This window comes from Streptomyces sp. NPDC052773 (assembly GCF_044547145.1).
In the GTDB taxonomy this organism is placed as follows: domain Bacteria; phylum Actinomycetota; class Actinomycetes; order Streptomycetales; family Streptomycetaceae; genus Streptomyces.
Window position 1 is genome coordinate 61,941 of sequence record NZ_JBITZX010000013.1, and the last position, 26,635, is coordinate 88,575.

23 protein-coding genes and 1 pseudogene are annotated in these 26,635 nt (G+C 74.0%); 15 read left to right on the plus strand and 9 right to left on the minus strand.

From position 1 onward, the window contains the following. Window positions 1–51 precede the first annotated feature (51 nt). The 3 genes from ACIG0D_RS26145 to ACIG0D_RS26155 are packed head-to-tail and all read left to right on the plus strand — an operon-like array spanning window position 52 to window position 2,466. Window positions 52–1,206 carry a saccharopine dehydrogenase family protein gene (locus ACIG0D_RS26145; protein ID WP_399805435.1) on the plus strand — a complete coding sequence of 385 codons (1,155 nt, stop codon included), beginning with the start codon at window positions 52–54 and terminating at the stop codon, window positions 1,204–1,206. Then, on the plus strand, window positions 1,203–2,021 hold the full coding sequence (locus ACIG0D_RS26150; RefSeq protein WP_399805437.1) for a class I SAM-dependent methyltransferase: 819 nt from the start codon (window positions 1,203–1,205) through the stop codon (window positions 2,019–2,021). The genes ACIG0D_RS26145 and ACIG0D_RS26150 overlap by 4 nt, the downstream gene beginning before the upstream one ends. Further along, window positions 2,011–2,466, plus strand: a complete 456-nt coding sequence (locus ACIG0D_RS26155) for an archease (protein WP_399805439.1) — start codon at window positions 2,011–2,013, stop codon at window positions 2,464–2,466. The genes ACIG0D_RS26150 and ACIG0D_RS26155 overlap by 11 nt, the downstream gene beginning before the upstream one ends. A gap of 31 nt (window positions 2,467–2,497) precedes the next feature. Here ACIG0D_RS26155 and ACIG0D_RS26160 read toward each other — a convergent pair whose 3' ends face one another. From ACIG0D_RS26160 to ACIG0D_RS26180, 5 genes are all read right to left on the minus strand, one after another. Continuing rightward, window positions 2,498–3,907, minus strand: a complete 1,410-nt coding sequence (locus tag ACIG0D_RS26160) for an RtcB family protein (protein WP_399805441.1) — start codon at window positions 3,905–3,907, stop codon at window positions 2,498–2,500. A 1-nt stretch (window position 3,908) separates the two neighbouring features. After that, window positions 3,909–5,672 carry a DNA polymerase/3'-5' exonuclease PolX gene (polX, locus tag ACIG0D_RS26165; RefSeq protein WP_399805443.1) on the minus strand — a complete coding sequence of 588 codons (1,764 nt, stop codon included), beginning with the start codon at window positions 5,670–5,672 and terminating at the stop codon, window positions 3,909–3,911. Between the two features lie 53 nt (window positions 5,673–5,725). Continuing rightward, the gene (locus ACIG0D_RS26170) at window positions 5,726–7,039 is read right to left on the minus strand and encodes a hypothetical protein (protein ID WP_399805445.1); all 1,314 of its coding nucleotides are present in this window, start codon (window positions 7,037–7,039) and stop codon (window positions 5,726–5,728) included. A 97-nt stretch (window positions 7,040–7,136) separates the two neighbouring features. Beyond that, the gene (locus ACIG0D_RS26175) at window positions 7,137–9,260 is read right to left on the minus strand and encodes an MMPL family transporter (protein ID WP_399805447.1); all 2,124 of its coding nucleotides are present in this window, start codon (window positions 9,258–9,260) and stop codon (window positions 7,137–7,139) included. A 178-nt stretch (window positions 9,261–9,438) separates the two neighbouring features. Next, window positions 9,439–9,945 carry a MarR family winged helix-turn-helix transcriptional regulator gene (locus ACIG0D_RS26180; RefSeq protein WP_399805449.1) on the minus strand — a complete coding sequence of 169 codons (507 nt, stop codon included), beginning with the start codon at window positions 9,943–9,945 and terminating at the stop codon, window positions 9,439–9,441. A 732-nt stretch (window positions 9,946–10,677) separates the two neighbouring features. Here ACIG0D_RS26180 and ACIG0D_RS26185 point away from each other — a divergent pair. From ACIG0D_RS26185 to ACIG0D_RS26205, 5 genes are all read left to right on the plus strand, one after another. Beyond that, window positions 10,678–12,210, plus strand: coding sequence for an SDR family oxidoreductase (locus ACIG0D_RS26185; RefSeq protein WP_399805451.1), 1,533 nt, complete (start codon window positions 10,678–10,680; stop codon window positions 12,208–12,210). A 107-nt stretch (window positions 12,211–12,317) separates the two neighbouring features. Continuing rightward, window positions 12,318–13,373 (plus strand): acyl-CoA dehydrogenase family protein, encoded by a 1,056-nt coding sequence (locus ACIG0D_RS26190; RefSeq protein WP_399805453.1) that lies wholly within the window; start codon window positions 12,318–12,320, stop codon window positions 13,371–13,373. Between the two features lie 91 nt (window positions 13,374–13,464). After that, window positions 13,465–13,905, plus strand: coding sequence for an SPW repeat protein (locus tag ACIG0D_RS26195; protein WP_399805455.1), 441 nt, complete (start codon window positions 13,465–13,467; stop codon window positions 13,903–13,905). A gap of 196 nt (window positions 13,906–14,101) precedes the next feature. Continuing rightward, window positions 14,102–14,374, plus strand: a complete 273-nt coding sequence (locus ACIG0D_RS26200; protein WP_399805457.1) for a GlsB/YeaQ/YmgE family stress response membrane protein — start codon at window positions 14,102–14,104, stop codon at window positions 14,372–14,374. Window positions 14,375–14,499: 125 nt separating this feature from the next. After that, entirely contained in the window at window positions 14,500–14,988 is a 489-nt protein-coding gene (locus ACIG0D_RS26205; protein ID WP_399805706.1) for a nucleoside deaminase, read from the plus strand. Window positions 14,989–14,991: 3 nt separating this feature from the next. On the opposite strand, the gene ACIG0D_RS26210 is transcribed toward ACIG0D_RS26205, so the two are convergent. Then, window positions 14,992–15,159 (minus strand): hypothetical protein, encoded by a 168-nt coding sequence (locus tag ACIG0D_RS26210; RefSeq protein WP_399805460.1) that lies wholly within the window; start codon window positions 15,157–15,159, stop codon window positions 14,992–14,994. Between the two features lie 19 nt (window positions 15,160–15,178). Here ACIG0D_RS26210 and ACIG0D_RS26215 point away from each other — a divergent pair. From ACIG0D_RS26215 to ACIG0D_RS26225, 3 genes and pseudogenes are all read left to right on the plus strand, one after another. Further along, window positions 15,179–15,358 (plus strand): annotated as a pseudogene (locus tag ACIG0D_RS26215) (UDP-glucose 4-epimerase GalE); the annotation flags it as partial. A 170-nt stretch (window positions 15,359–15,528) separates the two neighbouring features. Beyond that, window positions 15,529–16,662, plus strand: coding sequence for an aminotransferase class I/II-fold pyridoxal phosphate-dependent enzyme (locus ACIG0D_RS26220; protein ID WP_399805461.1), 1,134 nt, complete (start codon window positions 15,529–15,531; stop codon window positions 16,660–16,662). Between the two features lie 5 nt (window positions 16,663–16,667). Then, window positions 16,668–17,417, plus strand: a complete 750-nt coding sequence (locus ACIG0D_RS26225; RefSeq protein ID WP_399805463.1) for a class I SAM-dependent methyltransferase — start codon at window positions 16,668–16,670, stop codon at window positions 17,415–17,417. Between the two features lie 379 nt (window positions 17,418–17,796). On the opposite strand, the gene ACIG0D_RS26230 is transcribed toward ACIG0D_RS26225, so the two are convergent. Beyond that, window positions 17,797–18,504, minus strand: a complete 708-nt coding sequence (locus ACIG0D_RS26230; protein ID WP_399805465.1) for a chaplin family protein — start codon at window positions 18,502–18,504, stop codon at window positions 17,797–17,799. 286 nt (window positions 18,505–18,790) lie between these two features. Here ACIG0D_RS26230 and ACIG0D_RS26235 point away from each other — a divergent pair, with 286 nt between their 5' ends. The 3 genes from ACIG0D_RS26235 (at window position 18,791) to ACIG0D_RS26245 (ending at window position 22,693) form a co-directional block, all read left to right on the plus strand. Beyond that, window positions 18,791–20,410 (plus strand): alpha/beta hydrolase, encoded by a 1,620-nt coding sequence (locus ACIG0D_RS26235; RefSeq protein ID WP_399805709.1) that lies wholly within the window; start codon window positions 18,791–18,793, stop codon window positions 20,408–20,410. A gap of 54 nt (window positions 20,411–20,464) precedes the next feature. Then, window positions 20,465–21,559 (plus strand): chemotaxis protein, encoded by a 1,095-nt coding sequence (locus ACIG0D_RS26240; RefSeq protein ID WP_399805467.1) that lies wholly within the window; start codon window positions 20,465–20,467, stop codon window positions 21,557–21,559. A gap of 108 nt (window positions 21,560–21,667) precedes the next feature. Continuing rightward, window positions 21,668–22,693 carry a Gfo/Idh/MocA family protein gene (locus ACIG0D_RS26245; protein ID WP_399805469.1) on the plus strand — a complete coding sequence of 342 codons (1,026 nt, stop codon included), beginning with the start codon at window positions 21,668–21,670 and terminating at the stop codon, window positions 22,691–22,693. Between the two features lies 1 nt (window position 22,694). Here the strand turns inward: ACIG0D_RS26245 and ACIG0D_RS26250 are convergent, their stop codons facing one another. Further along, window positions 22,695–23,108, minus strand: coding sequence for an SsgA family sporulation/cell division regulator (locus ACIG0D_RS26250; RefSeq protein ID WP_399805471.1), 414 nt, complete (start codon window positions 23,106–23,108; stop codon window positions 22,695–22,697). Between the two features lie 375 nt (window positions 23,109–23,483). On the opposite strand from ACIG0D_RS26250, the gene ACIG0D_RS26255 reads away from it, so the two are divergent. Continuing rightward, window positions 23,484–24,923: a PP2C family protein-serine/threonine phosphatase gene (locus ACIG0D_RS26255; protein WP_399805473.1), complete on the plus strand. Its 1,440-nt coding sequence runs from the start codon at window positions 23,484–23,486 to the stop codon at window positions 24,921–24,923. A gap of 114 nt (window positions 24,924–25,037) precedes the next feature. Here the strand turns inward: ACIG0D_RS26255 and ACIG0D_RS26260 are convergent, their stop codons facing one another. Then, the gene (locus ACIG0D_RS26260; RefSeq protein ID WP_399805475.1) at window positions 25,038–26,540 is read right to left on the minus strand and encodes a hypothetical protein; all 1,503 of its coding nucleotides are present in this window, start codon (window positions 26,538–26,540) and stop codon (window positions 25,038–25,040) included. Window positions 26,541–26,635 lie beyond the last annotated feature (95 nt).

Consider the following 26,635-nt stretch of genomic DNA (forward strand, 5'->3'; position numbering starts at 1 on the left):
CGGTGGCTCACTCTTTGACTGTAGTGACACTACAGTGTAATTCACTGGAGTATGACTACAGTGAAGCCGCCGGGGGCACCCCCGGCCGGACGGGTGCTCGTCGTCGGGGGCTACGGCGCGGTCGGTACGGCGGTGACATCCCGTCTGGGCGGCTGGTTCCCGGGGCGGGTGGTGCCCGCCGGGCGGGACGCGGAGCGGGTACGGCGCCTCGGGGGCGTCCGCGTGGACGCCGGTGACCCGGAGGGGTTCCGCCGGGTGCTCGACCGGCTGGGCGACGTGGCGGCGGTGGTGCTGTGCGTGGAGCCGCCGGACGCGGAGGTCGCGCGGGTCTGTCTGGAGCGCGGCGTGCATCTCGTGGACGTCGGCGCCACCGCCGGTCTCCTCGACGCGGTCGCCGGGCTGGACACGGTCGCGGTGAGCGCCGGGGCGACGGCGGTGCTCAGCGTCGGGGTGGCGCCCGGCCTGACGAACCTGCTCGCCCGCCGTGCCCACGAGGCGGTGGGCGGTGCCCGGCGGATCGATCTGACGCTGCTGTTCGGCACGGGTGAGCACCACGGCACGGACGCCCTGCGCTGGACGCTCGCCGGCCTGTCCGAGCCGGTCCGGGCAGCGCCGCGGCGGGTGCGGCTGCCCGGTCACGGCACCCGCACCGCGCACCCGTTCCCCTTCTCCGACCAGCACACCCTCCCCCGCACCCTCCCCCGCACCCTCGGTGTCCCCCGGGTGACCACCCGGCTGTGCCTGGACTCGCGCCCGCTGACCGCCGCGCTGTTCGCGGCGCGCCGCGCCGGACTCGCGGGACCGCTCGCCCGGCCGGTGGTGCAGCGGCGGCTGGCGCGGGCCCTCGGGCGGGTGCGTGTCGGCGGGGACGGTTTCGTGGTGCGGGTCGACGCGTGGGGTGGAGGTGCCTCGCGGGGCGACGCTGCCTCCTGGGGCGAGGCTGCCTCGTGGGGCGACGCTGCCGCACGCGGCCGTCGTGCCTCGTGGGGTGATGGTGACCGGCACGCGGCGTACGCGCTCACCGGGCGCGGGCAGAGCCGGGTGACCGGTCTGGTGGCCGCCCACGCGGTGCGGGTGCTGATGGACGGCGCGCTGGCGCCCGGAGTGCGCCATGTGGAGGAACTGCCGCCGCTGGCGGCGCTGCCCGAGTCGCTGGCCGGGCACGGCGTCCGGCTGCTGCGGCTCGACGAGGGCGGCCTGCGGTGAGCGGCGCGTGGCGGGGCGGCGACTACACGGCCGCCGGGGACGCCTGGGCCCACGCGGCGGACGACGTGGTGGAGGCGGCCCTGGCCGGGCTGTCCGGCGCACCGCGTGTGCTGGACGTGGGCACGGGCTCCGGTCCTGCCGCGCTGGCCGCGGCGCGGTCCGGGGCGCGGGTGGTGGGGCTCGACCCGGAGGCGGGGCTGCTGCGGGTCGCGGCGGAGCGGGCGCGCCGGGTGGGGAGCCCGGTCGGCTGGGTGGCCGGGGACGCCCGGCTGCTGCCGTTCCCGGCGGGCACCTTCGATGTCGTCCTGTCGACATTCGGTGTGATGTTCGCGCCGGAACCGGCGCGCGTGGCCGCCGAGTTGGTGCGGGTGACCCGGCCCGGCGGGCGGCTCGCGATCGCCTCGTGGACACCGGACGGGATCATGGGCCGGATCGCCCCCACGGTCCTGCGCCATCTGGACGCCCCACCCGCCCCTGGCGGGCCCACCCGGTGGGGCGAAGCCGGGCGGGTCGAGGCGTGGTTCGCGCCGCTGCCGGTGACCGTGCGCTGCCGGGTGGCGCGGGTGCGGGTCCGGTATCCGTCGGTGGCGCACGCGGTGTCCGTCTTCGAGGGCAAGCCCGGCCCGATCCGCGCCCATCGCCTGGCCCTGGAGCGCGCCGGACGCTGGGACCGGGCCCGTGCCGACCTCGCCGCCCTGTTCGCCGCGCACAACCGGGCCGGCGACGGCAGCCTGGTGTTCGACGCGCCGTATCTCCTGGTCGAGGGCCGTGTGCGGAGCGGCGGGGCGGGGAACTCGGCGGGGCATGGTCGGTGACACGGACGACGACATCGCGGTCCGGCGGCGGGGTGCGAGCGGGCACCGGAGGTCCGGGCACACGGCCGACGTACGGATCGAGGCATGGGGAGCCGACCGGGACAGCTGCCTCATGGAGGCCGTACGCGGCCTGGTCGAGTCCTTCGCGGACGTGGCCGGGGCGCGGCCGTCCGGGGTGGCCCGGGCGCGGCTGCCCGACGAGGGCGACGAGGAGCTGCTGGCGGCCCTGCTCGACGAGGTCGTCTACCGCCTCGAGGTGCACGGCGAGATCCCCGTCGACGTGGCGGCCGGGTCCGCCGAGGACGCGCTCGACGTGCGGTTCACGATGGCGGACCTGGGCAGTGTGGAGATCACCGGGGCGGTGCCGAAGGCGGTCGCCTGGCACGAGCTGCGGATCCGGCCGGACGCATACGGCTGGTCGTGCACGGTGACGGTCGACGTCTGACCGGCCCCGGGGGCAGAAGCCGCTCGGCGTCTCAGCCCTTCACCACTCCCAGCGGCACCAGCCGCGCCACCGTGCGGCACAGCCCCGCGCCCTCGCTCGCGGCCACGACCGCGGTGACGTCCTTGTAGGCCTCGGGGGTCTCCTCGGACAAGCCGCGCCAGGAGCGGGGGCGCACCGCGATGCCGGCGTGTTCCAGGCGGGCCCGCAGTTCGCGGCCGGTGACCGTGCGGGCGGCCTCGTGGCGGCTCATCCGGCGGCCGGCGCCGTGGCAGGTGGAGGCGAAGGCGTCGCCGCCGGTGACTCCGGCGAGGACGTAGGAGGCGGTGCCCATGGTGCCGGGGATCAGCACCGGCTGCCCGGCCTCCCGCAGGTCGGCGGGCAGGTCGGGGTGGCCGGGCGGGAAGGCGCGGGTGGCGCCCTTGCGGTGCACGCACAACCGGCGGGGCCGCCCGTCGACGGGGTGGGTCTCCAGCTTGGCGAGGTTGTGGGAGACGTCGTACACCAGGGACAGGTGGACGCCCGCGGCGCGCCGGAAGATTCTGCGGGCGGCGTGGGAGAGCAACTGGCGGTTGGCGCGGCCGTAGTTGGCCGCCGCGGCCATCGCGCCGAGGTAGGCGCGGCCTTCGGGTGAGTCCACGGGGGTGCAGGCGAGCTGCCGGTCGGGCACGGTGATGTGGTAGCGGGCCATGGCGCGGTCCATCGCCCGGACGTGGTCGGTGCAGATCTGGTGGCCGAGGCCGCGCGAGCCGCAGTGGATCATCACGCAGACCTGTCCGGCGGTGATCCCGAAGGCGGCGGCGACGCTCTCGTCGTACACCTCGGCGACCTGCTGCACCTCCAGGAAGTGGTTGGCGGAGCCGAGGCTGCCGACCTGGCCGAGGCCGCGCTCGCGGGCCCGTTGGCCGACCTCGCGCACCTCGGCGTCGTCGACCGCTCCGCCGTCCTCGCAGCGGACCAGGTCGCGTTCCTCGCCGTAGCCCTGGGCGACGGCGTAGCGGGCGCCGCCCTCGAGGATGCGGTCCAGTTCGCCGGGGCGGGGGTGCCAGACCCCGCCGGGTCCGGCGCCGCGCGGGATGGCGTGGTCCAGGCCGTCCATGATCGCGCCGAGGGCGGGGGCCAGGGTGGCTCGGTCGCAGTCGGCGGCGAGGAGCCGTACGCCGCAGGAGATGTCGAAGCCGACGCCGCCCGGGGAGATCACCCCGCCCTCGTCGACGGCGGTGGCGGCCACGCCGCCGATGGGGAAGCCGTAGCCCCAGTGGATGTCGGGCATGGCGTACGAGGCGGTGACGATGCCGGGCAGGGTGGCGACGTTGGCGACCTGGGTCAGGGACTGCTCGGCGTCGGCGAGCAGGTCGCGGGTGGCGAAGACCACGCCGGGCACCCGCATGGCGCCGTGCGGGTCGAGGCGGAAGCGGTGCGGGGTTTCCTCGACGAGTCTCATGTCATCTCCCTCGGCCCTTGCGCAGGAAGCGGCGCAGCCGGGTGAGCGGCCAGGTGTTGATCACGTCGTCCGCGGTGAGCCAGCCGCGCTGGGCGGTGCCCACGCCGTAGCGCAGGTTGGGCAGGTGGACGACGGCGTGGGCGTCGCTGTCGACGGCGAACTTCACCCCATGCCGCCTGGCGCGCAGGATGTCCTCGTCGCGCAGGTCGAGCCGGTCGGGGTGGGCGTTGATCTCCAGGGCGGTGCCGGTGCGCGCGCAGGCGGCGAACACCGCGTCGAGGTCGGCGTCGATGCCGGGCCGCTTGCCGATGATGCGGGTGGTGGGGTGGCCGATGACGTTGACGTACGGGTTCTCGCAGGCGCGCACGATCCGGCGGGTGAGGGCGTCGCGGTCCTGGTTGAAGTGGGAGTGGACGGAGGCCACGCACAGGTCGAACCCGGAGAGGAAGTCGGCGGACCAGTCGACGTCACCCTCGGGTCCGATGTTCAGCTCGGCGCCGTGCAGCAGGCGCATCCCGCCCTGTCTGCCGGTGGCCCGGCGCCGCCCGTTCCGGCCGTAGGCGCCGTCCAGGGCGCGGACCTGTTCGCGCTGGGCGAGCATCCGCTCGTCCGTCATGCGCTGCATGGCCATGTCGGGTCCGTGGTCGGTGATCGCGTAGTAGGCGTAGCCGCGCGCGGCGGCCGCGGCGACCATGTCCTCCAGCGGGGCGAGCCCGTCGGTGAGGTCGGTGTGGGTGTGCAGGTCGCCGCGGATGTCGTCCTCGGTGACCAGCTCGGGCAGTTCGCCGCGCAGCCCGGCCTCGATCTCGCCGCGGTCCTCGCGCAGGGTGGGCGGGATCCACGGCAGGCCGAGCCGGGCGTAGACGTCCTCCTCGGTCCCGGAGACGATCCGTTCACCGCTCTCGGCGTCGAAGAGGCCGTACTCGGAGAGCTTCAGGCCCTGGTGCACGGCCAGTTCGCGGGTGCGGATGTTGTGCGCCTTCGACCCGGTGAAGTACTGCAGGGCCGCTCCCCACGACTCCGGCGGTACGACGCGCAGGTCGACGGAGAGGCCCTTGGCGGTGCGCACGGACGTCTTGGTCCGGCCCTGGGCGACGACCTCGGTGACGAAGGGCAGTGCGGTGAACGCCCGCATGACCGGGCCCGAGTCCTCGGCGGCGGCCAGCACGTCGATGTCGCCGATCGTCTCGCGGACCCGCCGCAGGGAGCCTGCGTAGGCACAGCGCAGGCAGCCGGTGACGGTGGACAGTTCGCCGACGATCGTCTCCGCGGTGTCCATGGCGACGTCGATCAGTACGCGGTCGCCGGCGGACCGGAGCAGGGAGATGCCGTGGAGGATTTTCTCCTCGGTGCGGGGCCCGAAGCCTTTGAGGTCGCGCAGGCGTTCGGCGTGGATGGCGTCGACGAGTTCGTCGACGGAGGCGATGCCCAGCTCCTCGTAGAGCACCTGGGCCTTCTTCGGACCGAGCGTGGGGATGGCCGTCAAGCGCCGGACGCCGGCCGGGATCTTCGCGCGCAGTGCCTCCACGGCGGACACCCTGCCGTCGCGGAAGTACTCGACCACCTTCTCGGCGACCGACCTGCCGACCCCGGGGATCTCCTGGAGCCCCTTCACATCCAGGCCGGCGACATCGGTGTGGTGACCGCCGATCGCCCGGGCGGCCTTCTCGTAGGCGCGTGCCTTGAACGCGTCCCCTCCGGTGATCGAGATCAGGTCCGCGTACTCGGAGAACAGCGCGGCGACCTCGTCGTTGGAACGAGCCACGTTTCCAGGGTAGGCAGGGATGCGGTGATCGGGGGGTTGGGATAGGTGGGTGCTCAGGCGGTCATGGCCATGTCGGCGGCGTCGCGGTAGCGCAGCACCACGCCGATGCCGTCCGTCAGGGGCACCCGGTCGGACGGTGGCACGATCAGTTCGGCGCCGGTACGGACGGCGGCGGCCAGCAGGGCCGCGCCCGCGGGTTCCTCGTGGACGGACGGCGTGCCGTACGCCTCCAGCTCCGCCGCCGACAGGGCGATCTGCGTCGGGTCGGCACCGGACCACAGCCGCTCGGGCAGCCGCAGCGCGTCGGTGAGCAGCAGCGACCGGGCCTGCCGGCGTTGCAGGGCGGTGACGGCCGCGGTGACGCCTTCCGACTTGGGCCGGTGGCGGGCGCGCTGGGCGAAGAAGGTGTCCAGCTGGTGCTGGTCGGCCGACCGCAGCCGGCCGCGCAGGAGGCGGGCGAGATGGGGGTGCGGGGTGCCGGGGCCGAGGGTCCCGGGTTCCTCGTCGACGGTCGTCAGCCGGTTCTGAAGGTGGATGGGCAGCCGGTTGACGAGGACGCCGGACAGCCAGGGGTCCCCCGCGTCACGGCAGACGAGGACCACCTCCGCGGCGTGCCGGTCCGCCAGGTCGGTCAGCTCCCGGGCCAGCAGCGGGGCCGTCCGCTGCCACTCCGCGACGGGGACCCGCCGGGTCAGCCGCGGGCCCGGGTGGACGCGGCCGGTGGGCCAGTGGCCGGTTTCGCAGGTGAGGAGGATGTGCGGCGCGTCGGCGGGGGGCGCGACGCCCGGGAAGTCGCCCTCGTGGCTGTCATAGTCCTCGAAGTCGTCGTAGTTGTCGGAGCCGCCGTAACCGTCGTAGCCGTCGTAACCGTCGAGATCGTCCAGCCCGCCGTAGGCGTCGTGCCCGTCGATGGCGTCGTGCGCCTCGGTGGCGTGGGAGCTCTCGGGGGCGTGGAGGGTGTCGGGGCCGTCGAAGGGCGGCTCCTCCGCGGGCGGCTCCCAGCGCGTGATGGTGATCGCGGCGTAGGGGATGTCGGGGGCGCGTCGCAGGGCGAGCGGGAGGGCGTCGGGCAGGGGGTCGAAACGGGCGTGGTCCCGTTCGGGCGGGTCGGGCAGGTCCGCCGCGAGGGCGAGGCGGCCGTGGGCGGCGAACAGCGCCTGGCCCGGGGCGTCCGAGGTCCCGACGGCCTCCTCCAGAGCGGTGACCGTGGCGATGTCGGCGCCCTGGGCGAGCAGGGCGTCGCGCTGGTGACGCCAGCGCGCGGCGACGGCCCCGTCGGGATCGTCGCCGTTCCGGGTGGTGTCGAGGTAGACACTGGCCCAGGGGCCGGGGGTGGCGAAGAGCGGGTCGAGGAACGAGAGCTTCATGGCCTGCTCGGGTCGGGTCGTGCCGTACGGTGGTCCGCGCCCGGCCGAGTACCCGCGCGCCCCCTGGGCATGCGGCGCCCTGAGTGCCGGTCCGGGCTCAACTCCGCGTGGTCTCCGGCCGCGTGCCGGTCTCCGTGCCGTCGTGGACGCGGGTGCGCGCGAGGCGGCCCGGCCACCAGGCGGGTGGCCCGATGTCGCGGACCAGGGCGGGGACGAGCAGGGAGCGGACGACGAGGGTGTCGAGCAGCACGCCGAAGGCGACGATGAAGGCGATCTGCGCCAGGAAGGCCAGCGGGATCACGCCGAGCGCGGCGAAGGTGGCGGCAAGGACGACACCGGCCGAGGTGATCACCCCACCGGTGCTCACCAGGCCGCGCAGCACGCCTCGGCGGACGCCGTGCCGGAGGGACTCCTCGCGGACCCGGTCCATCAGGAAGATGTTGTAGTCGACGCCGAGGGCGACGAGGAAGACGAATCCGTACAGGGGAACGGACGGGTCGGTCGCGGTGAAGCCGAACACGTGCGGGAAGACCAGCGCGGAGACGCCGAGCGTGGCCAGGAAGTTGAGCGCCACGGTCGCAACGAGCACGGCGGGCAGCAGCAGGGAGCGCAGCAGCACCGTGAGGATGACGAAGATGATCGCCAGCACCACGGGCACGATGAGGCCGCGGTCCCGCTCGGCCGTGCGCACGGTGTCGTACCGCTGCGCCGTGTAGCCGCCGACCTTGGCGTCGGCACCGGGCACGGCGTGCAGCGCGGTCCGCAGCCGGGCCACGGTGTCCTGGGCGGCGTCGCTGTCGGAGGCGGCGCGCAGGGTGAGGTCGACCCGGACCCGTCCGTCGACGACGAGCGGTTCGCCGCCGGGACGGCCGTTCCCGGTGACCGCGGCCGCCGCGGCGACGCCCTCGGTGGCCCGGGCCGCGGCGAGCACCCGGGGCAGCCGGTCGGCGTCCGCGATGACCACGGCCGGGGTGCCGGAGCCGCCGGGGAAGTGCCGGCCGAGGGTGGCCTGCGCGGCCACGGACGGGGCGTCGTTGACGAAGGTCTCGTCGAGGGGCACGCCCTTGGAGGCGAGGCCGGGCGCGAACGCCGCGCAGGCGAGCAGCGCGGCGAGGGACACCGCCCAGACCCGGCGCGGCGCCCGGTCGACCAGGCCCGCGATCCGCTGCCAGATCCCGGTGCCGCCGGTCGGATCGGCGGCCGGGCGTGGCTTGGCGGGCCAGTAGGCGACGCGTCCGAGCAGCACCAGGACGGCGGGCAGAAAGGTGAGGGACGCGAGAACGGCGCAGCCGATGCCGATCGCCCCGACCGGGCCCAGCGCCCGGTTGTTGGTCAGATCGCTGAGCAGCAGAGCCAGCAGCCCGAGCGCGACGGTGGCCGCGCTGGCCACGACGGCGCCCCAGGAGCGCCGTACGGCGGCGGTGACGGCCGCGAACCGGTCGGTGCGGGCGGCGAGTTCCTCGCGGTAGCGGGCGGTAACGAGCAGCGCGTAGTCGGTGGCGGCGCCGATGACGAGGATCGAGAGGATGCCCTGCACCTGTCCGTCGACGCGCACCACGCCCCGGTCGGCCAGCGCGTAGACGATCGCGCAGGCCAGGCCGAGCGCGAAGACCGAGCCCAAAATGATCACCAGCGGCAGCAGCACGCTGCGGTAGACCAGCAGCAGGATGACCAGGACGGTCGCCAGGGCGACGCCGAGCAGCAGACCGTCGATGCCGGCGAAGGCGTCCGAGAGGTCGGCCTGGGTCGCGGCGGGTCCGGCCGTCTGGACCGTGGTGCCGGGGACGCGTTCGGCGGCGGTACGGATCCGTTCCAGCGCGTCGGGGAGGTCGTCGCCGAGGTCGGGCCGCAGCGGTACGACGCCCTGGAGCGCCTTTCCGTCCTCGGCGAGCAGCGCCGGGGAGACCTGTCCTGCCACGCCGGGCGTGCCGGTGAGCGAGGCGAGGACGCGGCCGGCCTCGTCGCGACGGTCGGCCAGGGAGGCGTCGTCGGTGCCGGTCCACACCACGACGGCGGGCAGCGTCTCCTCCTGGCGGAACGCCCGCTGTTCGGCGATGACCTCCGTTGACTCGGCGCTGCGCGGCAGGAAGGCGGCCTGGTCGTTGGTCGCGACCTCACCGAGCCGGCCGGCGAAGGGACCGAGGGCGCCGCCGATGCCGAGCCAGACGGCGAGCAGCAGCAGGGGTACGAACAGACGGGCGCGTCGGGGGTTGGGGGGCATGGTCTCCGGGCTCCGGCGTAGCAGGGTGGTCGGTCAGAGCGACAACTAACTCAACGGAAAAGAATCTCAATGATTGAGTTATCTCGCGGCGAGGGTGATCCTAGGCGACGTACTCTCCACCGGTGACGGGCGGCCCCTGGATGCGGGACCCGGACGCGGGATAGGGGAATCCGTCGTTTCAGTGGCCGCTGCGGGGCTCGCGCCCGCCCAGCTCCTCGTTCATCGCCGTGAGGAAGCGCAGCGCCACGGCCAGTTCGTCCTCGTCGAAGCGGTCGGTGGCGGCCTGGGTCGCCTCCGCCAGCGGGCGGAAGTGGACCCGCGCGGCCGGGCGGGCGTCGGCCGCGTAGTGCAGGTGGACCACCCGGCGGTCCGCGCTCTCCCGCACCCGCCGGATGTGCCCGGCGCGCTCCAGCCGGTCCAGGCACGCCGTGACGGCGCCGGAAGTGAGGCCGAGGTGTTCGCGCAGCCGCCCGGGGGTCATCGGCTCCTCGGCGTCGAGGATCGCGGAGAGCGCCTGGACGTCCGTCACGTGCAGCCCCTGTTCACCGGCGAAGCCGTGCATCAGGCGGTTGATCTCGCCGTGCAGCCGGCGCAGCTGGACGGCGAAGGAGTGCAGGTCGGACCCGGCGCCCACGCCGGGCTCCGAGTCTCGTGCCGGCTGCTCCCGGTCGTCTTCCGTGGCCACGTGATCAGCCTATAGAACCACCGCCGGGCGCCACCCGACCGGTCGGTGCCCGCGCCGACGGCAGGCGGTCCGGTCCCGAGGCGGACCTGGGGGTGGCGGGGTGGCCCGGGACGTCGGTCGCGCGCGGCCTCGGCTCCGGGTCAGCCGTGGGCGCGCGCTCGGCCGGGCGGGGGTGCGCCGACCGGAACGCGCGCCCTCGGACCGGCCGGTCCGGAGCCACGGGCGCGCGGTCTCGGGCGGCGACCGGGCCGGCTGCGGTCCGCCACCGGCCGGCGCGGACTGGCCGCGCGCCCAGCCTCGATCCGGTCCCGCGCCGGCCCGCACGGCATCGCACCGCACCGCACCACACCGCTCGCACCGCACCGCTCGCAGCGCACCGCACCGCACCGCTCGCAGCGCACCGCACCGCACCGCTCGCAGCGCACCGCGCTGCACCGACTCCGACGCGCGCCGGGCCCGGCGCGAACCGCCCGCCCCGCCCGCCGTGCACAGCCCCGGCCCGGCTCGACGCGGGCCGGGGCTGGGTGCGCGGGACCTGCGGGACGCACCGCGGCGGCGAAGCGCGCGTCAGCCGTCCGGCGCAGCGCGCATCCACGCCGGCCCGTTCCGTGGAAGTCATCAGGAGGCCGCGAGACCACGGGCGCACGAGCACACGGGCGCACGGGTTCCGCGCGACCGGGGCGCGGTGCGGCCCGGTGCGGCGCGGCGCGGGACGAGAGAGGGACCGAGGGGATGAACGGTGACGACACGGCGGATGAGCGCCTGCGCTGCCTGGTGACGGGCGCGACCGGCTACATCGGCGGGCGGCTGGTCCCGGAACTGCTGGCGGCCGGACACCAGGTGCGGTGTCTGGCCCGGTCCCCCGGCAAGCTGCGCGACCACCCGTGGGCGGGCGAGGTGGAGATCGTCCGCGGGGACGTCACGGACGACGCCTCGGTCGGCGCGGCCCTGCGGGACGTGGACGTGGCGTACTACCTGGTGCACGCGCTGGGCACGGGAAAGGGCTTCGAGGACACGGACCGGCGGGCGGCGACCGTGTTCGCCCGGCAGGCCCGCGCCGCGGGGGTGCGGCGCGTGGTCTATCTCGGCGGCCTCACCCCGGCGGGCGTCCCCGAGCGGGACCTCTCGCCGCACCTGCGCTCACGCGCCGAGGTCGGCCGCATCCTGCTGGAGTCCGGTGTGCCCACGACCGTGCTGCGGGCGGCGGTGATTCTCGGCTCCGGCTCGGCCTCCTTCGAGATGCTGCGGTATCTGACCGAGCGGCTGCCGGTGATGGTCACCCCGAGCTGGGTGCACACCCGGATCCAGCCGGTCGCCGTACGGGACGTACTGCGCGCCCTGGTCGGCAGCGCGCGCATGCCGGCGGAGGTGAACCGGGCGTTCGACATCGGCGGCCCGGAAGTGCTGACGTACCGCGACATGATGCAGCGTTACGCGCGGGTCGCCGGTCTGCCGCGCCGTCTCGTCGTCCCCGTGCCGGTCCTCACGCCCGGCCTGTCCAGCCAGTGGGTCGGCCTGGTCACCCCGGTGCCCGCGTCCATCGCCCGGCCGCTCGCCGAGTCGCTGCGCCACGAGGTCGTGTGCCACGAACACGACATCGCACGCTACGTCCCGGATCCGCCCGGGCATCCGCTCGGCTTCGAGGAGGCGGTACGGCTGGCCCTCCAGCGGGTGCGGGAGGCCCGCGTGGACACCCGCTGGTCGAACGCCTCGGTGCCCGGCGCCCCGAGCGATCCGCTGCCCACGGACCCGGACTGGGCGGGCGGCAGTCTGTACACAGACGAGCGGGAGATCACGGTGGACGCCTCACGGGAGGCGCTGTGGCGGGTCGTCGAGGGCATCGGCGGTGAGCACGGCTGGTACTCCTTCCCGCTCGCCTGGTCCGTGCGCGGCCGGCTGGACCGGCTGCTCGGCGGGGTCGGACTGCGGCGCGGACGCCGGGACGCCCAGCGACTGCGGGCCGGTGACTCGCTGGACTTCTGGCGGGTGGAGGAGATCGACCCGGGGCGGCTGCTGCGGCTGCGGGCCGAGATGCGGCTGCCGGGGCTGGCCTGGCTGGAGATGTACGCCGAGACGGACCCGGCCGGCCGCACCCGGTACCGCCAGCGCGCCCTGTTCCACCCACGCGGTCTGCTCGGCCAGGCCTACTGGTGGGGCGTGTCCCCCTTCCACGCCCTCGTATTCGGCGGCATGGCCCGCAACATCGCGAAGGCGGCGGCCCAGGAACCGACCATCCGGGACCGAAGCCCGTCACCCGCCCGCTGACTCCTTCACCCGCTGACTCCCTCGCCGCTGACTCCTTCACCCGCCCACTCCCCTCCCCCGCTGTCCCGCCACCGCCCCGACGCGCGCCCCCTCGGGACAATGGCCCCATGACCACCACACCGCACCCCCTCGTCACCCGAGCCCGACATCTCGCGCGCGAACTGCTCCTCCCGCACGCCGAGCGGGTCGACCAGGAGGGGCTGCCGCCGGGTCATCTGGCCGCCGTCCGCGAGTCGGGGCTGCTCGGGGTGAGCGCGCCCGAGGCGTACGGCGGTGCGGGGGCGCCCGACGCGGTGGCGCGGGAGGTCCAGGAGATCCTGGCCGGGGCGTGCGGGTCGACCTGGTTCGTGCAGACGCAGCACCACACACCGGTACGGCTGCTGGCCCGCTCGGAACTCCCGGTGCGTGAGCGCCTGTTGCGCCCGCTGGCCTCCGGTGAGCTGATGGCGGGCATCGCGTACGCCCATGTGCGGGCCTTCCCCCGGGTCCCGGTGCGGGCGACGGCCGAGCGGGGCGGCTGGCGGTTCGACGGCACGGTGCCCTGGTACACCGGCTGGGGCCTGAACGACGTGATGCTGCTCGCGGGCGTGACCGAGGCGGCGGAGCTGGTGTTCGCGTTCACCGAGGCGCGGGAGCAGCCGGAGCTGCGCGCCTCGCCGCCGATGCGGCTCGCCGCGCTGACCGCCGCGCGGACCGTGTCCCTGGAGCTGGACGGTCTGCGGGTGCCGGAGGAGTCGGTGGTGCTGCGCACTCCGCAGGAGCGGTTCGCCCTCGTCGACATCCCGCGCAGCGCCAACGCCTCCCCGGCCGTCTTCGGGGTGGCGTACGCGGCACTGCGGCTGCTGGACGACAACCCCGGCGCGCGGGAGACGGCGCAGGCGCTGCGCGGCCGGCTGGACGAGGTGCGGCGCCGGGCGTACGCGCTCGCCGACCATCCCGTCCCGCAGGAGCACATCGAGGAGCGGCTGGAGCTGCGCACCCGGGCGTTCGACCTGATGCGCGCGGCCACGACCGCCGCGGTGGTGGCCGGCGGCGGCCGGACCATGAGCCTGGACAGCCCGGCCCAGCGGCGCGCCCGCGAGGGCATGTTCCTGCTGATCCAGGGCCTGACGGCGCCGGTGCGCGACGCCCAGCTGGCCGCCCTTACCCAGACCTACACATAAAGGATAAATAAGAGCAGAATGAAGATGTGCGGCTCGCTCATCGCCTGCCGCACCCGACGCAGTACGGCCTGCTAGTCAAAGGAGACGAGTCATGGCCAACGTCTCGCCCGCCAGAGGTGACATCAGCAGTCACCCCGATGTTTCCGAGATGCGGGCTCGGTACGACCGCGTGCTCGGCGGTCGTGATGTGGCGCTCGTGGACGGACCGGTGTTCCTCCTCGGTCTGTACTGCGCCGTGTCCCCGTGGATAGTCCACTACACCACCAGCCAGCCCAACCTTGTGCCGCACAATCTGATCATCGGCATCGCGATCGGCCTGCTGGCGCTCGGATTCACCCGGGCTCCGGAACGCATGTACGGCCTGAGCTGGGCCTGCTGCGCTCTGGGCGTGTGGATGATCGTCTCCCCGTGGGTCGTCGGCGACGGACCGGACGCGGGCGTGATCTGGAACAACATCATCATCGGCGCCCTGGCCGTGGTCCTGGGCATGGTCTGCGCGGCTACGGCCGCGAAGAGCGCCCCCCGGCCGTAGAGACAGGCGTGCAGAGACAGGGAGAGACGTAGGGAGACAGGGAGAGACAGAGAGGCCGGCCCCCGCGGGCCGGCCTCGTCATGTACGGCGCGGTGCCGCGGATCACCGGAAGAGTGGTCCGGGGTTCGGCGGGCACCCGCATGCGAGCGGGTGTCGTTCACGAAAACCCGGCAGTCTCTCAACACGAGGAGCGGAGATGGAGATATCAGGCCTCATCAGCGCCCTGGTGATCGGCGTCGTCATCGGCATCCTGGGCCGCCTGGTCGTGCCGGGCCGTCAGCACATCGGAGTGCTGTGGACGATCCTGGTCGGCATCGTGGCCGCGCTGCTCGGCTCGGCGCTCGCCGCCGGGATCGGCGTGGGCGACACCAAGGGCGTCGACTGGGTCGAATGGCTCATCCAGATCGCCCTCGCCGCGCTGGGCGTGGTGGCTCTCGACCGCACGAAGGTGTCGAGGGTCCGGCACTGACACCGGCGCGCGACCAGCACAGTGCGGACGCACGCCTCGGTGCCTGCCGTCCGGACGGACACCCCCTGACGTCCGGACGGCAGGCCTAAACTGGCGTGATCACATCGCGAGAAGGGCCGTACGCCATGGTCGTGAAGGAGACCGAACTGCCGTATCTGCGGCGCTGCGTGGAGCTGGCGGAGCAGGCTCTGGACGCCGGTGACGAGCCGTTCGGCTCGGTGCTGGTGGGCGCGGACGGCACGGTGCTCGCCGAGGACCACAACCGCGTGGCGTCCGGCGACCGCACCCGGCACCCTGAGTTCGAGCTGGCCCGCTGGTCCGCGGCGCACCTGACACCCGAGGAGCGCGCGGCGGCGACCGTCTACACCTCCGGGGAGCACTGCCCGATGTGCGCCGCCGCGCACGCGTGGGTGGGCCTCGGCCGGATCGTGTACGTGGCGTCCTCCGAGCAGCTGTCCTCCTGGCTGGCGGAGTGGGGCGTGCCCGCGCCGCCCGTGCGGACGCTGCCGGTGAACGAGGTCGCGCCGGGCGTGGAGGTGGACGGCCCGGTACCCGAACTCGCCGACGACGTACGCGCGTTGCACCGCCGGTTCTTCCGCGCCCCCTCCCCCTGACCGTCACGCGAAGCGGTCGAGCAGCGCGTCCGGCCCCGCCGCCGGCGCCTCCGGCCCGCCGGCGTCGGCCAGGGCGGGGGCGGTCGCGCGCAGCCGGGGCAGTTCCTGGGCCGAGATGCGGTGCAGCCCGATGCGAAACGCGGGATCGGGCTCCTCGGGCGCGTCGTCCATGGCGCGCAGCTCGACCAGCGAGGTCGTCGGACGCCGCCCGGGTGACGTTCCCGAGCTGGTCGCGGACGCGGGCGCGGTGGCCCGTGCCTGGGGGTGGCGGCCCACCCGCGACCTCGCCGCGATGTGCCGGGACGCCTGGCACTTCCAGCAGCTCGACCCCGACGGCTACGCCGGATCCGCCCGGCGGCCGCCGGGCTGAACGATCTGCTCGCCCGGACCGCGGAGTCGGGGCGGCATCGGTGCCGCGCAGCCGTGACGCCCCCGCGCGGCCCCAGGCCGCCCGAGATGCAGGTGCCGACCGCCGATGCCTACGATCGAGAGGAAACCGGCCACGTCGACGGCCCGGTCTCCTCGGGGCCGAGGAGGAGCTTGCCCTTGCTGCCGGCCCAGCGGCTGATGGCCGCTCATGTGGCGCTGGTCGTGGTCGCCACCGTCGGCTACATGACGGTCCCCGCGACCCGCACCCCGCTGTGGGCCGTGATCGGTCTCGCGGGCGCCGCCGCCCTCGTCACGGGGATGCGGCTCCAGCGGCCCGCGCACCGGTGGCCCTGGTGGGTGCCGGCGGCCGGCCACTTCCCCATCGACGTACTGAAGATCGACAAATTGGCAGGTGTTCGTCGAGGCGTCCGCGCACAAGACGGTGTACGACGGCTGTCTGGTGGCCCGCGGCTCGGTGATCCCGGTGCTGGCCGACGAGGGCGTTTCCACGACGGGCGGCCCGACGAGCTGGACGGCATGCTCGCCGCCGCACCGGCCGGGGCGCCCCGGCTGGTGTGTCTGGACGGCGTCGACAGCATGACCGGCAACGTGGCCGACCTGCCGGCGCCGGCGGCGGTGTGCCGGGCGCACGGGGCGACGCTGTACGTCGACGACACGCACGGCTTCGGGGTGATCGGGGAACGCGGGCCGGGCGAGCCGTGCCGGTACGGGGCGCGCGGCAACGGCGTGGTGCGGTACCGCGGGGAGTCGTACGACGACAGCGTGCCGGTCGGCGGGTTCTCCAAGGCGCACTCGTCGCTGCTGGCGTTCGTGGCGCTGCCGACCCCGCTGAAGAACCGGCTGAAGACGACCGCCGGCCCGTATCGGTACTCGGGTCCCCCGCCGACCGCGTCGCCGGCGACGGCGCTGGCCGGGCTGGACGTCAACGACCGGCGCGGCGACGCGCCCCGGGCGGATCCGTACCGCAGGACGGAGCGGGTCCTGGACCATCTCGACGGGCTGGGCGCCGACACGCTCAACCGGGACCGGCTGCCGATCGTGGAGGTCCCGCTGGCCGACCCCGGCGACCTGGAGGAGGTCGCCGCGTTCCTGTGGCGGGAGGGGATCTGTGTGACACCGGCCGCCTACCCGCTGGTCCCGCGCGACCGGGCCGGCTTCCGGATCCAGATCACGGCCCTCAACTCCGACGAGGACATCGACCGGCTGAACGCCGTGCTGACCCGGCTGGCGGCCCGCTTCCCGCTGCGGTCCCGCAGCCGTTCGGATCAGTCGGTGAAGAGGTGACCGGCATGCGGAGCACACACAACGACGACGTCGACTGGGACCGCTGGCCGGTGGCGGACTACCTGGCCGAGAACTACCGCACCCTGCACCGGGCGGACGCGGCGGTGATCGCGCACCACTCCGCGTACTACCGCCGGCTGCCGCCGCACGGGCTGGCCCGCAGCGTGGAGCTGGGCGCGGGCCCCAACCTCTACCCGCTGATCCTCGCCTCGGCGGTGAGCCGGCGGATCGACGCGGTGGAGGCGGGCGCGGGCAACGTGGCCTATCTGCGGCACCAGATCCTCGACCACCCGGACACCAGCTGGCTGCCGTTCCACGCGCTGTGCCGGCGGCTGAACCCGGCGGTGCCGGCCACCCTGGCGGCGGCGCTGGCGCCGGTGGAGGTGGTGCACGCCGATGTGCGCGCGCTGCCGCCGGGGACGTACGAGCTGGCGTCCATGCACTTCGTCGCCGAGGGCGCCACCGAGGACCCGGCCGAGTTCGCCGAGTTCTGCCGGGTGTTCGTACGGTGCGTGGTGCCCGGCGGGCATCTGGTGGCCGCGTTCATGGAGAACATGCCGACCTACCGGATCGGACCGGAGTCGCGCTGGCCGGGCTGCCCCGTGAACACCGAGCTGGTGCGGGAGGTGTTCGAGCCGCTGACGGAGCGTCTGGAGGTGACCCGGATCGACTCCGACCCGACGCTGCCCGACCACGGGGACACGGGGATGGTGCTGCTCACGGCGGTGTCGGCGCCGCGTGGCCGGGCGTCGTGACCGAAGGGCGAAGGCGGCCTCGACCAGGGCGAAGTGGCTGAACGCGTGGGGAGCGTCGCCCAGTTGGCGGCCGGTGACCGGGTCCCACGGCTCGGCCGGCAGGCCGACGTCGTCGCGGACCGACAGCACCCGCTCGAAGGCGTCCCAGGCCCGGCCCGGCTCTCCGGTCGCGGCGAGCGCGTCGGCGTGCCACAGCGAGCAGTCGACGAACGCGTCCTCGCCGTCCGGCGCGCCGTCCCCGGCCCGCGCGTAGCGCCGCAGGAATCCCTCGCGCTCCAGCGCCGCCATCGCGCGCACCGTGTCACGCAGAACGTGGAAGGCCCTGCCGGGCGGTGGCGTCCGGGGGCCTTCCGTCGTCGGGTGACCGCAGGTCGGACGGTCAGTGGCTCTCGCCCGGGCGGAACCTGCGGCGCAGGGCCGCGCCACCGAGGACGAGGGCCGCCGCGCCTGCGGCGGCGGGCAGGATCGCGTCCGTGCCGGTGTCGGCGAGGACGGACGGGGCGGGCGGCTGCTCCGCCTGCGGGGCGTGAGCCGGTTCGGGCTCCGCCTCGACCGGCGGGGTCCCGGTCTCGGGCTGCGGCTTCACCGGCACGTCGGGCTTGCCGGGCGTGTTCGGGTTGCCGGGCCGCTCGGGTTCGACGGGGTTCTTCGGCCCGCCGCCCGGGGTGTTGACGGACTCGTTGCCGGTGACCGGGTTGCCGATGCCGACCACGTCCACGGTGTTGCCGCTGACGTTGACCGGGAGGTCGACGGGAAGCTGCACCCCGTTGCCGGAGATCACGCCGGGCGAGTCCTGCGTGACGCTCTCCGCGGTCGCGCCGCCGCCCGAGGAGTCCTTCCCGTCGCCGCCCTCGTTGACGCAGGTGTTGCCCGCGGCGGGGTTCAGCAGCCCCACCACGTTCACGGTGTTCCCGCACACGTTGACCGGCACGTGCACCGGAGGCTGGACGGTGTTGCCGGAGATCGCGCCGGGCGAGCCGGCCGCGGCGCCCTCCGCCGTGGAGTCGGCGTGCGCGGGCATCGTGAGAGCCATCGCACCGGACGCGGCGGCGACGGCGAACACACCGTTTCGGGTAACCCGTCTCATAGGTTCCCTGCCTTCCAGAGAGACACGCGGGCACTCACCCGCACCGGACAGACAACGAGGGAACCATCCGGGTTATGGATCGGGTCCCGGCGTGTCCACCGTTCATCCCATCTAGCGACAGGAGCAGCCGATAGAGCGATGAAACGTTCCTCAGCCTGGCCGAAAATCGCACAGGAGACGACGCTCCGGCCGCCCCACCCCGCCCGGAGGCGCCCCTTCCGGCGTCCGCTTATGGTGAGCGAGGGTGCCGTTCCCCGGTCCGCAGCCCGGCGCCCTGGAGGCATCGATGCCGGCAAAGCCGTCGAGGCGGCCCGCACCGCGGCGCCGCGCACTCATCGGGGCCCTCTCCGTGACGCTGCTGTGCGCGGGACTTCCGGCGGTGGCGGCCACGGGCGACGGCCAGCCCGACCTGACCCGCTTCTACCGCCAGAAGGTCGCGTGGGGCCGCTGCCAGGGCATGGACATGCCGAAGGACATGCAGTGCGGCAAGGTCACCGTCCCGCTCGACTACGCCCGCCCGCAGGCCGGCACCCTGGACCTGGCCCTCGCCCGCTACCGGGCCAGCGGCGACCGCCACGGCTCGGTCGTGCTGAACTTCGGCGGCCCCGGCGGATCCGGCCTCGCCGGACTGGCCGGCGGCGGCCGGGAGTACATGGACCTGACCGACCGCTACGACGTGGTGAGCTTCGACCCGCGCGGAGTCGGCCGCTCCTCCCCCGTCAGCTGCGGGAACTCCTTCCAGGCCGCGGAGAACACCGACGACACCGACGAGGTCCTGCGCGATCCGGGGGCGCTGCTGCGGCAGTTGCGCAAGGAGGCCGACGCCTGCGAGGAGCACTCGGGGCCGGTCCTGCCGCACATCGGCACCGTGAACGTCTCCCGCGACCTGGACGTCATCCGCCAGGCGCTCGGCGACAAGAAGCTCAACTACCTCGGTTTCTCCTACGGCACCCGGCTCGGCGCGGTGTACGCCAAGCAGTTCCCCGACCGCGTGGGCCGACTGGCGCTGGACGGCGTGGACACCCTCACCGAACCGCTCACCGAGCAGGGCATCGCGGGGGCGCGGGGGCAGCAGACCGCGCTGGAGGACTTCCTCGACTGGTGCGCGCAGGACGTCGCCTGCCCGTTCGGCCAGGACCCGCGCCGGGCCAGGGAGGACATGCTGCGCCTGGTCCGCTCGCTCGACCGGGACCCGGTGCCGACCGACTTCGGCTACGAGTTCACCGGCCAGGACCTGGTGGGCGCCATCGGACAGGCGCTCTACAGCAAGGAGCTGTGGCCGTCGCTGGAGCGGGCCCTCGCCTCCCTCATGGAGGACGGCGAAACCCACCGCATCGAAGCGTTCGCGACCGGCGGCTATCTCCTCCCGGGCGTCCCGCCGGGCGGCCGGGAGGAGACGCGCCGCCGCGAGACCGGACCGGAGACCGACGGCGGCCTGGCCGACGAGGAGGACATCCCCCTCGACAACCTCGCCGCGGCGCTGATGGCGATCAATTGCGCGGACGATCCCGATCGCCCCACGGCCGACCAGGTCGAACGCGACCTCGACCGGCTGCGCGCCGCGTACGAGCAGGCCTCGCCGGTCTTCGGCCGGTACCGGCTCACCGAGGTGCTGCTCTGCTACGGCCGCCCTCCGGGCACCGACTTCATCCGAGAGCAGGTGAAGGACGTCGACAGCCCGAAGCTGCTGCTGGTGGGCACCCGCGGCGACCCCGCGACGCCGTACCGCTGGACCGTGCAGACCGCACGCCGGCTCGGCCCGTCGGCGGTCGTCCTCGACAACAAGGGCGACGGGCACACCGGATACAGCTCCTCGAAGTGCGTGCACCGCAAGGTCGACGACTTCCTGCTGTACGGCTCCCTGCCGCCGAACGGCAGTTCCTGCGGGCCGGAGGACCAGGAGTGACCTGGGATTTTCTCCCCGAATGCCCGGAAGGTGAATCGGTCCTATGGTGCTGTCATGGAGCACGCACTCAGTCCCACGACCCTCGCCGAGCTGCGCCGCCCGCGCCCCTACCCCGCGGTCTCCGTGCTGACGCCGACCCACCGCCGTGAGCCGGACAAGGCCCAGGACCCGGTCCGGCTGCGCAATGTGGTGGCCGAGGCCAAGAAACAGCTGGAGCACGATCCCGCGGTGCCCCGCGACCGGCGGGCCGATGTCGTCGCCCACCTCGACCAGGCACTGGCCGAGGTGGATCTCACGCACACCGAGGACGGTCTGGTGATCTTCGCGGCGCCGGGTGAGCACCAGGTGTGGTCGCTGGCGCGGCCCGTGCCGGAGCGGGTGGTGCTCTCGGACACCTTCCTCACCCGCAACCTGGTCTCCGCGCAGGCCGCCGAGCGGCCGTTCTGGGTGCTGTCGGTCGCGTCCGACCGGATCACGCTGTGGAACGGCGGAGCCGACCGGGTCGCCGAGGAGCACGCCGGCGGCTTCCCGATGATCCGCGACACCGAGAACTTCGACCCCGAGCGCCAGGAGCGCGTCGGCGACCAGCGCAGTGCCTACCGCGACGAGGGCACCCGGCACTTCCTGCGTGAGGCCGACCGGGCGGTCGGCGCGGTCCTGCGCGACAGCCCGCGCCCGCTGTACGTGACCGGCGAGCCCGCCGCGCTCGCCCTCCTCAACGACGTCGGCGAGGCCACCAAGGGCGCCGCCCAGGTCCCGCGCGGCGGTCTGGCGCACGCCTCCGCGGACGCGGTCTGGCAGGCGCTGCGCCCGCTGATCCAGGCCGAGGAGGCCCGCACCGTGGACAGCGTGGCCGACCAGCTGGAAGCGGCCCGCGGCCACCGGGAGTTCGTGGCCGGCGTGGACGAGGTCTGGCAGAACGCCAAGCAGGCCCGCGTGCGGCTGCTCGCCGTGGAGGAGAACTACCGGGTGACGGTGCGCGACGACGGCGACCACTTGGTCCCGGCCGACAGCGGCGACCTCGACGCCCGCGAGGACATCGTGGACGAGGTCGTCGAGCAGTGCCTGGAGACCGGCGCCGACGTGCGCTTCGTCCCCGACGGCACACTGGGCGAGGCGGGCGGCATCGCCGGGGTGCTGCGCTACTGACCGGCGGCAACCGGGGCACCGCGCCACTGACGGCGCCCGCGACCCCGCCCGTACGCTACGCCGGGACGGTCGGCGAGGTCGACGAGGTCGGCGAGAGGGAGTACGGGCGTGGGTGACCTGCTGGGTGTGGCGGTGCTGGGTGCGGGACACATGGGAGCCGATCACATACGGCGGCTCGATCAGGTGGTGAGCGGCGCCAGGGTGGCCGCGGTGGCCGACCCCGACCCGGACCGCGCGAAGGAGGCGGTGGCCGGGCTGGACGGGGTCACCGTGCACACCGAGACCGAGGCGGCGCTGGACGCGCCCGGCGTGGACGCCGTACTGATCGCCTCCCCCGGCCCGGCGCACGAGGAGGCGCTGCGCGCGGCGTTCGCGCGCGGGCTGCCGGTGCTGTGCGAGAAGCCCATGGTGCCGGAGTCCGCGGGCGCGCTGCGGGTGGTCGAGGCGGAGGCGCGGCTCGGGCGGCGGCTCGCGCAGATCGGGTTCATGCGGCGCTACGACGCCGAGTACCGCGGGCTCAAGGAGCTGCTGGACTCCGGGCGGCTGGGCCGGACGCTGATGCTGCACTGTGTGCACCGCAACGTCTCCTCCCCGCCGGACTTCACCAGTGCGATGCTGATCGACAGTTCCGTCGCGCACGAGATCGACGCGGCCCGCTGGCTGCTGGCGCAGGAGCTGACGGCGGTGACGGTGGTGCGGCCCCGGCCGTCCGCGCTGGCCCCGGAGGGGTTGCTGGACCCGCAGTTCGTGCTGTTCGAGACCGAGGCGGGCGCTCTGGTGGACGTGGAGGTGTTCGTCAACTGCGGCTTCGGTTACCAGGTGCGCTGCGAGGCGGTCTGCGAGGCGGGCAGCGCGCGGATCGGTGAGCGGCACACGATGGTGGTGACGGCCGACGGCGAGGCGCGCGAGGAGGTGCCGCGTGACTATCTCGTCCGGTTCGCGGACGCCTACGACCGCGAGGTGCAGGCCTGGGTGGACGCCACCCGGCGGGGGCGGGTGACCGGCCCGAGCGCCTGGGACGGGTACGCGGCGGCGGCGGTCGCGGAGGCCGGGGTCCGCTCCCTGGAGGGCGGCGGCCGCATGGCCGTGGAACTCGCCCCGCGCCCGGCGCTGTACGCGGGCCCGGGGGCCTGACTCAGACCTCGTCGAACAGACTGCTCAGCCCCCGGTCGACGGCCTCCGCCACATCCTCCCGACCGGCGGCCACCACGGCGTAGCTGCGCAGCAGGAACCGGCGCAGGGCGGCCGTGTCGAACTGGAGGAGCGCCAGCCCGTACGGCGAGTGGAACTCCACCGCGGTGCGCTCCCGGCCGCACGGCCACAGATGCACGTCCCCGCAGCCGGCGGGGCCGCGCAGCCCCTCCTCCAGCAGGGTGCGGGCGAAGGTCCAGCTGACCGCCTCGCCGTCCAGGGCCGCGTGGGGCGGGAAGTCGAAGTACACCGCGAACGGGTCGTCGGCGGTGTACCGGAGCACGGCGGGCACGGGCTTCTCCTGCTCGTCCGCCGTGATCAGGCGGGCGCTCGCGGTCTGCTGGAGGGTCGGTTCCATGGGCGTCTCCCTGCGGGTGCGCGATCGGGCCGGTGTGCCAGTACGAGCGCGCTGAGGCCCGTCACATTCTGTGATCCGCGTCACTTCGTCGAGAAGTACCGCACGACCTGGAACAGAGGTGCGTCGAACAAGCGAATGAGCGCCGCTTCGAGCGCCCGACAGTCAGTCAAGTCGCGTACGTGACCTACGACTTGGACACCGGATGACGTACGCCCGAGGTACGCCGCAGCCACTCCGGGAAGACTCTGGCATATGCCAGAAGCACCACCGTATCGTGTGTTGCCGAATCCCTTACGGGGCGTCTCGGGCTGTGCAACAGTCATAGCGGTCCCCCCTTTTTCTCCTTGGCCAACCGTTCCCGCATCGGAGTACGTCATGCCGTCCCATCTCTCCGCGGACCACCCAGCCGCCCAGCCGCCCGGACGCGGCCAGGTCGACGCCCTGATCACCCAGGCGCGGCGGCTCAAGGGCGAGGTGGACGCGGTACGACGGGACACCCGGGGGGACGGAACGGACGACGACCCGCGCGGCCGCTGGGAGCGCGCCCTGTACGACCTGGCGCTGCATCAGCTGAACGACCTCGACGAGCATCTGGCCCAGCTGCGCGATGGGCCGCGCCCCGCACCGGCGCCGCAGGCCGCGGTGCCGGCCGCCCGCACCGCACCGGAGCCGGCCGCGAGCGGTTCGCTGCTCAGCCGGGTCGGCAGCGCCGAGTGGGACCTGCTGACCGACGCGGCCACCTGGTCCCCGGAGCTGTACGCGATCCTCGGCCGCGATCCCGCCACTCCCCCGCTCACCCTGGACGAACTGCCGTCCCTGGTGCTCGAGAAGGACCGTCCGAAGCTGACCGCGATGGTCACGGGCTGCCTGGTGGACGCCCGGCGTATCGACGACGAGTTCCGGATCGTCCGCCCCGGCGGCGAGGTCCGTACCGTGCACATGATGGGCGAGCCCGTGCTCGACGCCGACGGCAGCACCGCCTCGATGTGGGCGGTCCTGCGCGACGTCAGCGAACTGCGCCGCAGCCAGCGGGCCGTGAGCGAGACCCGTGACTCGCTCCAGCGCCACCGGCACCAGGCACAGACCGAGCACCGGCTTGCGGTCGAGCTGCAGGAGGCCGTGCTGCCGGCATGGCGCGGCACCCTGCGGCTCCCGCACCACGGCCGGGAGAGCCTGGACCTGTCGGGCCGCTATCTGCCCGCGACGACGAGCACGTTCGTGGGCGGCGACTGGTACGACGCGCTCGAACTCCCCGGCGGCGACACCTTGCTGAGCGTCGGTGACCTCACCGGGCACGGCCCCGCCGTCACCTCCCACATGGCGATGCTGCTGGGCGCCCTGCGCGGCATGGCGATGGCCGGCACCCGGCCGGGCCCGCTGATGGCCTGGCTCAACCAGCTGCTGGACACCACCGCCCAGCCCGCCCTCGGCAGCGCCGTCTGCTGCCGCTACCGCCCCGAGACCCGCACGCTGGTCTGGGCCCACGCGGATCACCCCGCCCCCCTGCTGTTCCGCGACGGAACGGGACGCAGGCTGAGCGCGCCGGACGGCGTCCTGCTCGGCGCGACCTCCGGTGCCGGCTACGGCGAGGCCGAGGAGACCCTGGAGGCGGGCGACCTGCTCCTGCTGCACACCGACGGGCTGGTGCCCGGGCGAGCGGCGGATCCGGCCGCCGGGGACCGACTCCTCGCCTTGGCCCCGCGGTTCGCCGCGGCGCGCACCGCGGAGGACTGTGTGCGGGCGGTCGTGGAGGAGCTCGGTGAGACGGGGCGTGAGGACGATGCCTGTGTGCTCGTCGCCCGGGTGACCGCGTAGCGCGTGGCGCCCCGGCTCCTCCTCGGCGCCCGATGCTCGCGTGGACCGGCGCGTTGTCCGGTGTGCGGTCCTGCGCGTGGTCCGGTGTCCGTTCTTCTCGTCGGCCGATGACGCTCACGCGCGGGCCGCGTTGCCGCCGCCCAGCTTCCTGGCCTGGTCCTTCGGCAGGGCCAGCTTGATCTCCTCCCGCAGCTCCTGGATCTTCGGGTAGGTGGCGTACTGGGCGGTGAGCCGGTACATCTGTCGCAGCCGGTCCCAGGTGCGGCGCGAGGAGTTGGAGCTCATCGACACCAGCGCGAGGCGCGCGTACCCGGCGGCCTGCTCCGGGTCGTCGGCGATGAAGCAGGCGGACGCCATGGAGAGATGGTCGAAGATCTTCGACCGCTCCTGTGCGTCGACCCGCAGGGCCAGCGCCTTGTCCGCGTAGTGCTGGGCGTGCACGGCCGCCCCCGGCTCGAACTCCGCGAGCGTGCGATAGGCGAGGGCCTGCATGCCGTACAGATCCGCCTCGTTGAACAGCTGCATCCAGCTGGGCGGTGGCACGTCGCCCTTGTCGGAGACGAAGAGGTCCTCCGCCTGGCCGAGGGTGCGGCGCATGGCCTGGCCCTTGCCCATGGACGCCTGGGCCCACGCCTCGATGGTGTGGAACATCGCCTTGGTGCGGGGCAGCACCTCCTCGCCGGAGCCGGACTGGGCGAGCTTCATCAGGTCCAGCGCGTCGTCGGGCCGGCCCAGGTGCACCATCTGGCGGGCCGCCCGCGACAACGCCTCGCCGGCCCGGGGACGGTCACCGCCCTCTCTCGCGGCATGGGCGGCGATCACGAAGTACTTCTGGGCCGTGGGCTCCAGGCCGACGTCGTGCGACATCCAGCCCGCGAGGACGGCGAGGTTGGCCGCGACGCCCCACAGGCGCCGTTGCAGATGGGGTGGGTGGTGGTAGGCGAGGATGCCGCCGACCTCGTTGAGCTGGCCCACGACCGCCTTGCGCTGGAGCCCGCCGCCGCGGGCGGCGTCCCAGGCGCGGAACACCTCGACCGAGCGCTCCAGCTCCTCGATCTCCTGCGACCCGATGGGGGCGGCCTCGTAGCGGTCGAACCCAGCGGGGTCGGCGTGCAGGGGATCGTCGAAACGGGGGGCGTCGGCCGCCAGGGCCGGGTCGGTGTGCAGCCAGTCGTGCATGGCGCTGCTGAGTGCGGATCCCGCGGCGAGCGCGGCGCCCGCGCCCACCAAACCGCGTCGGTTGAGCATGAGGTCCATTCCCGTGAATTCGGTGAGGACCGCGGCGGTTCGCTCGGGCGCCCACGGCACTCCGTCGGGATGCTGCGCATTCCCGCCGCCCTGCCGTTTCCCCGCACGCCCGTGCCGTACCAGACCGAGGTCCTCGATGGTCACGACACGGCCGAGACGCTCGGTGAACAGCGCCGCCAGCACCCGCGGCACCGGATCGCGCGGGATCTCTCCCATGTCGATCCACCGCCGCACCCGCGAGGTGTCGGTCGCCAGCTGGGGGTGGCCCATGGCCGCCGCCTGCCGGTTGACCAGCCTCGCGAGTTCCCCCTTGGACCAGCCGGCCAGGCCGAACAGGTCCGCAAGGCGGGTGTTGGGTTGTCCGCTCACGTCAAGCCCCCAGGTACTCGGCTGAGTTGACACTAGCCCGGTGAGACATGCCGGGCGACTATTCGCCAGGGTTCGCCAGGGTCCGCCAGATGGTG

What these genes read in the sequence shown, in the direction of transcription:
- ACIG0D_RS26145 (WP_399805435.1), top strand. Translation starts at nt 52, where the DNA reads ATGACTACAGTGAAGCCGCCGGGGGCACCCCCGGCCGGACGGGTGCTC.
- ACIG0D_RS26155 (WP_399805439.1), top strand. Translation starts at nt 2,011, where the DNA reads ATGGTCGGTGACACGGACGACGACATCGCGGTCCGGCGGCGGGGTGCG.
- ACIG0D_RS26160 (WP_399805441.1), bottom strand. Translation starts at nt 3,907, where the DNA reads ATGAGACTCGTCGAGGAAACCCCGCACCGCTTCCGCCTCGACCCGCAC.
- ACIG0D_RS26170 (WP_399805445.1), bottom strand. Translation starts at nt 7,039, where the DNA reads ATGAAGCTCTCGTTCCTCGACCCGCTCTTCGCCACCCCCGGCCCCTGG.
- ACIG0D_RS26175 (WP_399805447.1), bottom strand. Translation starts at nt 9,260, where the DNA reads ATGCCCCCCAACCCCCGACGCGCCCGTCTGTTCGTACCCCTGCTGCTG.
- ACIG0D_RS26185 (WP_399805451.1), top strand. Translation starts at nt 10,678, where the DNA reads ATGAACGGTGACGACACGGCGGATGAGCGCCTGCGCTGCCTGGTGACG.
- ACIG0D_RS26190 (WP_399805453.1), top strand. Translation starts at nt 12,318, where the DNA reads ATGACCACCACACCGCACCCCCTCGTCACCCGAGCCCGACATCTCGCG.
- ACIG0D_RS26195 (WP_399805455.1), top strand. Translation starts at nt 13,465, where the DNA reads ATGGCCAACGTCTCGCCCGCCAGAGGTGACATCAGCAGTCACCCCGAT.
- ACIG0D_RS26200 (WP_399805457.1), top strand. Translation starts at nt 14,102, where the DNA reads ATGGAGATATCAGGCCTCATCAGCGCCCTGGTGATCGGCGTCGTCATC.
- ACIG0D_RS26205 (WP_399805706.1), top strand. Translation starts at nt 14,500, where the DNA reads ATGGTCGTGAAGGAGACCGAACTGCCGTATCTGCGGCGCTGCGTGGAG.
- ACIG0D_RS26210 (WP_399805460.1), bottom strand. Translation starts at nt 15,159, where the DNA reads ATGGACGACGCGCCCGAGGAGCCCGATCCCGCGTTTCGCATCGGGCTG.
- ACIG0D_RS26225 (WP_399805463.1), top strand. Translation starts at nt 16,668, where the DNA reads ATGCGGAGCACACACAACGACGACGTCGACTGGGACCGCTGGCCGGTG.
- ACIG0D_RS26230 (WP_399805465.1), bottom strand. Translation starts at nt 18,504, where the DNA reads ATGAGACGGGTTACCCGAAACGGTGTGTTCGCCGTCGCCGCCGCGTCC.
- ACIG0D_RS26235 (WP_399805709.1), top strand. Translation starts at nt 18,791, where the DNA reads ATGCCGGCAAAGCCGTCGAGGCGGCCCGCACCGCGGCGCCGCGCACTC.
- ACIG0D_RS26240 (WP_399805467.1), top strand. Translation starts at nt 20,465, where the DNA reads ATGGAGCACGCACTCAGTCCCACGACCCTCGCCGAGCTGCGCCGCCCG.
- ACIG0D_RS26250 (WP_399805471.1), bottom strand. Translation starts at nt 23,108, where the DNA reads ATGGAACCGACCCTCCAGCAGACCGCGAGCGCCCGCCTGATCACGGCG.
- ACIG0D_RS26255 (WP_399805473.1), top strand. Translation starts at nt 23,484, where the DNA reads ATGCCGTCCCATCTCTCCGCGGACCACCCAGCCGCCCAGCCGCCCGGA.